Consider the following 1708-nt stretch of genomic DNA (forward strand, 5'->3'; position numbering starts at 1 on the left):
GTTATCCATTCGCCTTTTAAGGGATTTTGTGCGTATACAGAAGGCGCACATAGTAACAAGGTTATTAAAATATGTTTCATAGTTGTTTATTTATCGGACAAGTCGGACTGGTCGGACGAGGCGGACGCAGTTTTTAATATCAACTTTGGCAATCTCAACCTTTTTCGTGACCTCACGAAAAAGGTCATCTACATTGATTTGCTGTGACTTAAATATGTTGGTTTAATAATTATCTTCCCAGTGAAAAAGTACATCATCGAACTTATAATTTTTCAAATCTTCGGTGTTACTCTCTGAACTTTTCCATTTCGGCTTCGGTACAATCAAAAAAGCGAGCGACCTCTTTACCTCCTGTATCAATATAATTTTGTTGTGTTACATAGGTTATAACTCCTGTGGTAAGGTCTTTTACAGCAAACACCCAAACTGCTGCCCCTCTTAATTTGTTATAAATAATGATCTTGAATTCTTTTAACTGGAGTATATTGGTGGCGTATTCCTCTATTTGTGCAGGTAATGGTGCTATACCCTTAGTCTCAACTTTCATTTTGTACTTTCTGTCATACACTAGATTGTACTTTATATCGGTTACTAACAGATAGTTTTTAGCCTTTTCTCCGTCTTCTTTTTCATTTCTTGAAGTGCTTTTCACTAAGAAGATTTTCTTATTTGAGACTTTGTATATGTAATAATCGGCGGTATCGTTATGCAACGTTTTGTTTTTCTTTTCGCAATCGCCATTTTGCTTAAAATTTAAGGCATTCAGACGCACATACGAGGGGGCTATAAGCTCAAATATTCCTGATACAGATTGGAAACAATCGTTGCCACAAGGGGCAAAATAATACGAAATATATTGATTTTTGTTGTCCTTTTTAAATTCCGTTGCATAACCAACTCTTTCACCTTCTCTTTGTGTAAGTACAAGCAGGTTTTGGTATTCCTCTTTCAGATTACCAAACAGAGAGGAAGTTATCCATTCACCTTCTAAGGGATTTTGTGCGTATATAGAAGACGCACATAGTAACAAAGTTATTAAAATATGTTTCATAGTTGTTTATTTATCGGACGAGGCGGACTGGTCGGATGAGGCGGACGCAGTTTTTAATATCAAATTTGGCAAAGGTCGTAGCACGACGAGCATATCAACTTTGGCAAAGTTTTAGACTTTGCCAAAGTGTAGTGACGCATCCTATCCCCTGACCCCTGACACCTGAAACCTAACTACTAAATATCTCACTTAGGTTTATCTGCAAGTCGGGGAATTTTTGTGGGGATACTACTTCGCCTGCAAAGCGCGGCTTGAGTCCTATATAGCCATTATCTTGTAGTACAAAGATATCTAATTCCTTTTCTTCGGGGCGTAGCACCCAGTATTCTGCTACCCCTGCTTCTTCATAGATATGCATTTTTTTGCTTAGTTCTTTTTCTACATTGCTGGGAGAAACGATTTCGAGCACCCAATCAGGAGCTCCATAGCAGCGTTTGCCATCGGCGAGCTTTTCGGGGTCGCACACTACACAAAGATCGGGTTGTAATACAGTATTATCTTCTCCATTAGGGTTTTTGAGCACTACATCAAAAGGCGCTGAAAAAACTTCACACCGCTTGCCTTCTAAATAGTTGTCTATCTTAGTAGATAGTTTTCTCGACACCCTCTGGTGATTGATAGAGGGTGCTGACATCTTGAAGAGCTTCCCTTTGAGGA

Annotated in this window: 3 protein-coding genes; 1 reads left to right on the top strand and 2 read right to left on the bottom strand. The window is 38.8% G+C overall.

The window, feature by feature from the left end:
* Positions 1 to 207 (top strand): hypothetical protein (locus HMPREF9073_RS16380; RefSeq protein ID WP_009413840.1); only part of this gene is annotated, 207 nt, incomplete at its 5' end.
* Between the two features lie 79 nt (positions 208 to 286).
* On the opposite strand, the gene HMPREF9073_RS11000 is transcribed toward HMPREF9073_RS16380, so the two are convergent.
* Both HMPREF9073_RS11000 and HMPREF9073_RS11005 read right to left on the bottom strand, forming a co-directional pair.
* Complete coding sequence (locus HMPREF9073_RS11000) at positions 287 to 1051, bottom strand: hypothetical protein (protein ID WP_009413841.1); 765 nt, start codon at positions 1049 to 1051, stop codon at positions 287 to 289.
* A gap of 169 nt (positions 1052 to 1220) precedes the next feature.
* Positions 1221 to 1708: Uma2 family endonuclease (locus HMPREF9073_RS11005; protein ID WP_009413842.1), on the bottom strand; the 488-nt coding region annotated here is incomplete at its 5' end.

The sequence above is a fragment of the Capnocytophaga sp. oral taxon 326 str. F0382 genome (genome assembly GCF_000318295.1).
Classification (GTDB): domain Bacteria; phylum Bacteroidota; class Bacteroidia; order Flavobacteriales; family Flavobacteriaceae; genus Capnocytophaga; species Capnocytophaga periodontitidis.

Bases quoted from the DNA above. Each gene is read 5' to 3' on its own strand.
- HMPREF9073_RS11000 (WP_009413841.1), bottom strand. From the start codon at position 1,051: ATGAAACATATTTTAATAACTTTGTTACTATGTGCGTCTTCTATATAC.